At 72.5% G+C, this 7,534-nt stretch carries 7 protein-coding genes and 1 pseudogene; 6 read left to right on the top strand and 2 right to left on the bottom strand.

All coding sequences use genetic code 11. The features are described from left to right. Positions 1 to 691 (bottom strand): annotated as a pseudogene (locus IE98_RS0124895) (PepSY domain-containing protein); the annotation flags it as partial. 485 nt (positions 692 to 1,176) lie between these two features. On the opposite strand from IE98_RS0124895, the gene IE98_RS0124890 reads away from it, so the two are divergent. Both IE98_RS0124890 and IE98_RS0124885 read left to right on the top strand, forming a co-directional pair. Next, positions 1,177 to 1,704 (top strand): MarR family winged helix-turn-helix transcriptional regulator, encoded by a 528-nt coding sequence (locus tag IE98_RS0124890; protein ID WP_030272522.1) that lies wholly within the window; start codon positions 1,177 to 1,179, stop codon positions 1,702 to 1,704. A gap of 97 nt (positions 1,705 to 1,801) precedes the next feature. After that, positions 1,802 to 2,134, top strand: a complete 333-nt coding sequence (locus IE98_RS0124885) for a DUF3817 domain-containing protein (protein WP_030272520.1) — start codon at positions 1,802 to 1,804, stop codon at positions 2,132 to 2,134. 145 nt (positions 2,135 to 2,279) lie between these two features. On the opposite strand, the gene IE98_RS0124880 is transcribed toward IE98_RS0124885, so the two are convergent. Next, entirely contained in the window at positions 2,280 to 2,927 is a 648-nt protein-coding gene (locus tag IE98_RS0124880) for a TetR/AcrR family transcriptional regulator (RefSeq protein ID WP_030272518.1), read from the bottom strand. A 368-nt stretch (positions 2,928 to 3,295) separates the two neighbouring features. On the opposite strand from IE98_RS0124880, the gene trxA reads away from it, so the two are divergent. The 4 genes from trxA to IE98_RS0124860 all read left to right on the top strand — a co-directional run bounded on the left by trxA (position 3,296) and on the right by IE98_RS0124860 (position 7,437). Then, positions 3,296 to 4,282, top strand: a complete 987-nt coding sequence (gene trxA, locus IE98_RS0124875; protein WP_030272516.1) for a thioredoxin — start codon at positions 3,296 to 3,298, stop codon at positions 4,280 to 4,282. 624 nt (positions 4,283 to 4,906) lie between these two features. Next, entirely contained in the window at positions 4,907 to 5,572 is a 666-nt protein-coding gene (locus IE98_RS0124870; protein WP_030272515.1) for a DUF6230 family protein, read from the top strand. A gap of 132 nt (positions 5,573 to 5,704) precedes the next feature. Then, complete coding sequence (locus tag IE98_RS0124865; RefSeq protein WP_063749000.1) at positions 5,705 to 6,268, top strand: DUF6114 domain-containing protein; 564 nt, start codon at positions 5,705 to 5,707, stop codon at positions 6,266 to 6,268. Next, positions 6,265 to 7,437, top strand: coding sequence for a hypothetical protein (locus IE98_RS0124860; RefSeq protein WP_030272511.1), 1,173 nt, complete (start codon positions 6,265 to 6,267; stop codon positions 7,435 to 7,437). Before IE98_RS0124865 ends, IE98_RS0124860 begins: the two co-directional genes overlap by 4 nt. Positions 7,438 to 7,534: the final 97 nt, after the last annotated feature.

Below are 7,534 nucleotides of genomic sequence, written 5' to 3'. Positions count from 1 at the left end.
CCGAGCCGACGAAGACGCCCTTGCCGGTGCCGGTCGCGTTGGTGGTCTGCACCTGCTCGTGGGTGGAGAGGACCTCGCCGCTCGCGGCGTCGGTGACCAGCAGCTGGCGGCTCGGGGTGCCGTCGGCGCGCATGCCCTCGACGGTGGTCTGGTAGGCCAGGCGGGGCTTGCCCGCGGCGGCCCAGACGACCAGCTTGCCGCCCGCGGGCGCGGCGACCGAGGTCAGCGCGGCCTCGTCGGCGTCCTTCGCGACACCGACGGTGGCGGCGACGGCGCCGTGCGCCTTCGAGGCGGCCTGGGCGGCGGTGAGCTTCGGGGTGAGGGTGGCCGGGGCGACCGAGCCCTGGACGGCGCGGTCCACGGACTTCACGGAGCCCTTGGCGTCCTGGTGGACGACGAGGTCGCCGCCGAGGACGGGCAGGCCGGCGAAGGTGCGCTCGTAGCGCACGTGACGGGTGCCGTCGGCGTCGACGACCGCGTCCTTGACGACGAGCTGCTCCTGGCCGGAGAGGCCGAGGGTGCGGGCCGCGGAGGGGGCCTCGGCACCGGCCTGCGCGATGAGCGCGGCCCGCTGCTCGGCCGGGGCGGCCGGGGCGGGAGAGGCCTGCGCGATCCCGGCGCTGACCTGGATCGCACTGGCGAGGACCGCCGACGCAGACAGAACAGCTCCGACTGTCAGCTTTCGCTTCACGTACGGGTTCCTTCCGGATCAACCGCGTGTGCGCGGTGGCGCCGCGCTCCGGGGCACCGGGGTTAGTGCCTGCTGGGGCGGAACGGGCGCGGACGTGCTGCTCCGTGCGGTCTGACGACGTCCGCCGGAGGGGTGGGGGCCCGGCGGGTCGAACGAAGCTGGCCAGAAGCATGACAATGCAGTTCGTGAAATGACAGGTCTCGGCCGGGAGTTGGCCACCACTCGCCATCCGGACGCGAGCCCGCAAATGCCCGCGGAACGCCCAATTCGCCCGTCCGATCGGTCGTTTCTGTACGGAGGAAAGCCGTATGATCGCGTTCCGGCCTCAACTCCCGTGTCCGGGAGGAAGATTGCGGGCGTGTTTCGGCTGCTCGAAGCCCTGGTACGGACCAGAAATCGCTTGGCGTGATCCCGCCAGAACCGGCCCTTGTCCACCATCGTGGACACCTGCTACCCCGTTCCCCGTACGCCGGTACGGTGGAGGAGTGCCCAAGCCCCTCGCCCTCGACTTCGACCCGATCGCCCGCGCCGGCGAACTGTGGACCCGCCGCTGGGGCGCCGTCCCGTCCATGGCGGCGATCACCTCGGTGATGCGCGCCCACCAGATCCTGCTGTCCCGGGTGGACGCCGTGGTGAAGCCCTACGGCCTCACCTTCGCCCGCTACGAGGCGCTGGTGCTGCTCACCTTCAGCCGGGCCGGCCAGCTGCCGCTCTCCAAGATCGGCGAGCGCCTCATGGTGCACCCGACGAGCGTCACCAACACCGTCGACCGCCTGGAAAGGGACGGCCTGGTCGCCCGCCGCCCCAACCCCGCCGACGGCCGCGGCGTGCTCGCCGCGATCACCGACCGCGGCCGCGAGGTGGTCGAGCAGGCCACCCGCGAGCTGATGGCGATCGAGTTCGGCCTGGAGGGCTACGACGACGAGCAGTGCGTACAGGTCTTCGAGCTGCTCCGCCCGCTGCGGGTGGCGGCCGGCGACTTCTCCCCGGCCGCGGAGACCGGCGAGCACTGAGCCCCCGCCCGCCCCCGGTCGGCGGGGTCCGGTCCGGCCGGTGCGTCCGGCGGGGGCGCGGCCGGAGCGGCCGCCGCCTGCGGTTACCCTCGTCGGTATGAAGCAGAGCGTGCTGACCCGATACCGGGCGCTGGCGTACATCACCGGCGTCCTGCTGATCCTGCTGACCGCCGGCGTGATCGCCAAGTACGTGCTGGACGTCTCGGGGGCCAGCGGCTTCACCAGCGCCGTCGGCATCGCGCACGGCTGGCTGTACGTGGTCTACCTGGTGCTCGCCTTCGACCTGGGCACCAAGGCGAAGTGGCCGATGGGCCGGCTGGCCTGGGTGCTGCTGGCCGGCACGATCCCGACCGCCGTCTTCTTCGTGGAGCGCAAGGTCTCCCGCGACGTCGCCCCGCTGATCGAGACCCCGGAGCCGGTCTCCGTCTGAGCCCGCGCCCGCCTCTGCGACCGAGCCCCTCCCCGCACCCGGGGAGGGGCTCCGGCGTTCCCGGGGTGCTGTCCGGTTCTTCGTCCGCGGCGCCGCGCGCCCGGGCCGGCCGCGCGCAGGGCCGGTTCGCCCGGGCCGGGCCGGTTCAGGCGTCGAGGCCGACCAGGGCGCTGAGCATCAGGGTGGTGAAGCGGTCGAGCCAGCGGGGGGTGATGGGTTCGCCGGCGACGAGCAGCCGGTGCTCCACCGCGCCCGCGATCATGTCGAAGACGAGGTCGATCTCCTCGCAGGCGGCCGCCTCGTCCTGGTCCGAGCGGAGCTCCCCGCGGGCCTGGGCGTTGGCGCGGCCCGTCCGGACGAGGTGCTTCTGCGGGTCGACGATGCGCTCGCGGATGCGCAGCCGCAGCTGCGGGTCCCGGCTGCCCTCGGCGAAGAGCGCCATCAGGGCGGCCTGCGACTCGGGCCGGGCCAGCAGGTCGGCGAACTGGGCGACGGTGGCGGCGATGTCGGCCCGCAGGCTGCCGAGGTCGGCCATCTCCAGTTCGTCGAAGAGGCTGGCGACGGCGTCGACCACCAGTTCGTTCTTGGACGGCCAGCGCCGGTAGAGGGTGGTCTTGGCGACGCCGGCGCGGGTGGCGACGTCGCCCATGGTGAGGCCGCCCCAGCCGAGTTCGGCGAGGGCTTCACGGGTCGCGTCGAGGATCGCCCGGTCGGCGGCAGCGCTGCGTGGACGGCCCTTGCCGCGGGGGAGGGTGCCGTCCGGGGCAGCCGGCTGCTGGGTGGTGGGGGCCACCGAGCCTCCTAGCTGAAAATTTACCGGTTGGTAACTTGGTCGGTCCGGGTAACCGTAGCGACGGAGCCCCCCGTCGGCAGCCATCGAGGGCCGGAAAGTGGGGCAGGTCACGTCCCGCGGCACCGAGGGGGTCTTGCGGGACGGGCCCGGGGTGGAGATACGCTACGACTCGTAGCGAAAGAGCGGCAACCACGCGTCGTGCCCCATGGGATCGGGCCGGCGCGGGGCGCGGATGGGGATCCGCGCCGGCAGCGGCTACACCGGGAGGCAGCCCCCGCCGCACGGTCGGGTGGTGCAGGCGCGACGGCTCGGCGAGGTTTCCGGCCGGTTGGCGCCCGTCACCCGTGCGGACGGGGGAGGATGGTGCCATGCAGTCACGGAATTCGCGTCTCAACAGCGCCGCCCTTCGCGGAGCGGTCGACCTCGCCGCGGTCAAGGCGGCCGGCGAGGCCGCCCAGAAGGCCGAGCAGGCCCGGGCCGATCGGGCCCGGCAGGCCGCGGCCGGCGGCGACACCGCACCGGCGCCCTACCAGTTGGTCCTCGACGTCACCGAGGACACCTTCGAGGCCGAGGTCGTGCAGCGCTCGGCCGAGGTCCCGGTGGTGGTCGACTTCTGGGCCGAGTGGTGCGGCCCGTGCAAGCAGCTCAGTCCGATCCTGGAGCGCCTGGCCGAGGAGTATGCCGGCCGGATCGTGCTCGCCAAGATCGACGTCGACGCCAACCAGCTGATCGCCCAGCAGTTCGGCATCCAGGGCATCCCGGCCGTGATGGCGGTGGTGGCGGGTCAGCTCGTCCCGCTGTTCCAGGGCGCCGAGAACGAGGCCAACGTCCGCAAGATCCTGGACCAGCTGATCGCGGTCGCCGAGCAGCGCTTCGGCATCACCGGCCTGGCCGCGGGCGGGCCCGGCGGCGAGGACGCGGTGCAGGCACCGCGGGTGCCGTCCGACCCGGCGCTGGAGGCGGCGCACGACGCGCTGGACCGCGGCGATCTCGGCGGTGCCGTCCGGGCGTACCAGAACGTGCTGTCCGACCAGCCCGGCAACACCGAGGCCAAGCTCGGCCTCGCGCAGGCCCAACTGCTGCAGCGGGTCGAGGGCGTGGACCCGCAGCAGGTGCGGGCGGCGGCCGCCGCCGGCCCCGGGGACGTCGAGGCCCAGCTGAGGGCGGCCGACCTGGACCTGGTCGGCGGGCACGTCGAGGACGCCTTCGGCCGGCTGGTCGACACCGTCGGCCGGACGGCCGGCGAGGACCGCGACACCGCGCGGCTGCGGCTGCTGGAGCTGTTCGAGGTGATCGGCCCGGAGGATCCGCGGGTCGTCGCGGCGCGCAGCGCGCTCGCCCGGGTGCTGTTCTGACGGCTCCGGCCCGACGGCGGCGGCGCGGGTGCACCGGCCCGGTCCCGGGCGGGTGGCACGGCGTGTGACCTGCGGTGTCGCTGGGGATTTGGCGACATTCCAGGAGATTTCGTAGAGCTTAATCAAATCTTGACAACCACCCTCGGCCGGTCACGTTCAGTGGCCGGCCGAGGTGTTTCAGCGCCGTTTCCTGCGGATTGCGGAAGTGTCGCCTGCGGAGAATGTCACGCAGAGTGATTGACCCTTCGATTCCATGATCAACGGCCCTCACTGTTGGATTACCCGTCAGTAATCGACCCCTTGTGTTCGGCCCGGGATTCCAGCACGATCGGCCCACGCCCGGTCCCGTTCAGGGAATCCCCATCGGGTAACCGCCGGCCCCGGTCGGCGGTTGGAGGGCAGGGGGGTAGCCGCAGATCCCACACGCGGTTCCTGTCCTTCCTGCGACCGCGCAGCCGTGCGGTCGCCGGTTGTCGCTCGGGGGTGATCGCCATGCCCGTCGGCCCACGACGCGCTGGCGCTCTCCGCTACCGAGGACGTAGCTCTCTCCCATCCCAGGCCCGGGCCGGTGCGGGACGCACCGGACACGGCCGGAGATGTACGTCCTAGAAGGAGGACACACGCATGTCCCAGACTTTCGGCAAGACCAGCTGGAAGCGCTTCGGCATCGCCATGGTGCCGGGCATCGCCGCCACCGCGGCGATCGGTGTGGCGCTGGCCAACAACGCGCTCGCCGCCTCGTTCAACGTCTCCGGCCAGCGTTTCAAGGTCACCGCCGAAGACCTCACGGGTGAGAACTTCGCCCAGTTCGGCTCGTACGACTTCGAGACCAACGGCACCCCGCACGCGGTTGCGATCTCCGCGTTCGACAAGGCCACCATCAAGGGCATGTGCCAGTCCGTGGTCAGCGAGCCCGCGCTGCTCGGCCTGAAGCTGCCGAAGGTGACGCTGCGCCTGGAGGCCGGCAAGAGCGACGACCCGGCGAAGCAGGTGTCCGCCCAGAACCTGCTGATCGACCTGGACCAGCTGTCCGCCGATGCCGAGTTCACCGACATCAACATCGGCCAGGACGCCTCCACCCTCAAGGGTGAGGCCACCGCCAACTGGAAGAGCGCGATGGGCACCCCGAAGCCGTCCGGCGTGCTCGGCTTCTCGCAGGCCGCCCCCAAGGCGCACCTGACCAACGTGAAGCAGACCGCGTGGGCCACCTCGGCCGGCACGTTCAAGCTCAACGGCCTGGACCTCAAGCTGTACGTCGGTGACGACGGCAACGGCAAGGAGTGCTACTGATCCTCGTCTGACGGGGCGCCGACCGGCGCACCGCGATGACGGATCCCGCGGTCGGAGGCAGGCGCCTGCCCGCCTCCGACCGCAGCTCAGGCGTTTCCTCCCCCTCGCAGCGAACCATCGAGGAGTTGCATCGTGTCCAGCGCAACTGCCCAGGCGTGGCCCGAGAACGACGGCGGCATCAACCTGCGGCTGCGGTTCCGCAACTGGCGCCGCTCGCGGCCGTTCTGGGGCGGCCTGCTGGCCATGATCGCCGGCGTGCCCATCCTGTACTTCCCCTACGCCGAGCTGAACCTCGCCGGCATGACCGTGTCGATGGCCACCACCGCCGGTGCCGGTTCACTGATCATCGGCATCCTGATGATGTGCCTCGGCCTGACCGCGTGGTTCCAGCCGCTGGTGCGGATCTTCTGCGGCGTGGCGACCACGCTGCTCTCGCTCATCTCCATCCCGGTCTCCAACCTCGGCGGCTTCGGCTTCGGCCTGGTCCTCGGCCTGATGGCCGGCGGCCTGCTGATGGCCTGGGCACCGCTCAAGCCGGTCGCCCTCGTCGAGGACGCCCCCGCCGCGGCGGCCCCGGCGGAGTTCACCGGCGAAGCCCCGGTGGAGACCACCCAGCCCCTGCTGCCCGCCCAGCAGACGCCCGCCGAGGCCGCCGACAGCGCGGCACCGGCGGCCGACCCGGGGGAGCAGCGGTGACCGACCGGGACGAGTCCGCCGCGGCCTCGGAGCCCGGGCCCCGCCACGCGGCGCCGCGGGTGGGTGTCCGCCGCCGCATCCGCGGCCGGGTCATGGCGATCGCCGCCGTGCCCACCGCGATGCTGGTCGGTGCGGCCTACACCCCGACCACGCTCGCCGTGGCCGACACCCAGAGCGACAAGGCCTGCGCGAGCGCGCCGGACACCGTGCTGGAGGAGACGCCCGTCCCCAAGAGCGAGATCAAGGTGCTGCCGGCGCCGTCGAGCACGGTGAAGGCCGCGACCAAGAAGTCCGGTGCGACCGCCTCGCCGTCCACGGCGAAGGTGCCCGTCCCGACCGCCACGGCCACCGCCGCGCAGCCCGCTCCGTCGGCCGACACCGCGCCGCGGAACGTGATCGGCGACATCCTGACCGGCATCGACGGCATCTTCCACCCGCAGGCCGGCACCGCGTCGACGCCGGCCGCGGCGCCGACCACCGCCGCCAAGGCCGCCGCCGCCCCGGCCGCGAGTACCGCGCCGGCCGCCCCCGCGGCGCCGAAGGCGAGCGCGACGACCGCGCCCGCCGCGAAGCCGGCCGCGCAGTCGGCGAGCCCGTCGGCCTCCCCCTCGCCGTCCGCCACCGGCCCGAACTGCCTGGTGGACACCAGCAAGGAGAAGGCCCTGGCGGCGCCGACCGGCCACGTGGTGCCGGACCAGAACTGGGTGCTGCACTCCAGCAAGCTCGCGCTGCACGGCTCGGTGTTCAACGGCGTGTACGACGTGAAGACGCCGACCGGCTCCAAGCGCGTCCTGAAGTTCACCACCGCCTCGGTGGACATCGGCGATCTCGATATGTCGACGATCGAGGTGAAGGACAAGACCTTCCACGTGAAGGCCGCGCCCGGCACCACCTCCACCATGCGCAACGGCCCGATCACCATGTACGTGGAGAGCCTCTCCGGCCACCTCTCGGCGATCTACGGCCTGCCGATCCCGATCGACCTGGGCGAGATCACCCTCACCCCGGACACCCTGCCGAAGTGGCTGTGGGACCTGATCGGCTCCGTGCCGATCCCGCTCGACATCACCCTGGACAAGGCCAAGGCCGTCCAGGCCGGCCAGTTCGGCGGCACCCTGAAGATCCCGGGCATGCACCTCTTCAACGACGACCAGCCGTACGACGGCTGAGCCCACCCCGTCGCACCCCGCGGCCCGGCCGGACCTCCGGCCGGGCCGTCGGTGTTCCCGCCGCCGTGCGGACCCGGGGAACGCCGCGGGGCGGTCC

The organism is Streptomyces sp. NRRL B-24484, assembly GCF_000717715.1.
In the GTDB taxonomy this organism is placed as follows: domain Bacteria; phylum Actinomycetota; class Actinomycetes; order Streptomycetales; family Streptomycetaceae; genus Kitasatospora.
The sequence above is the reverse complement of the archived record's forward strand: the minus strand, read 5'-3'. Positions and strand labels throughout refer to the sequence as shown.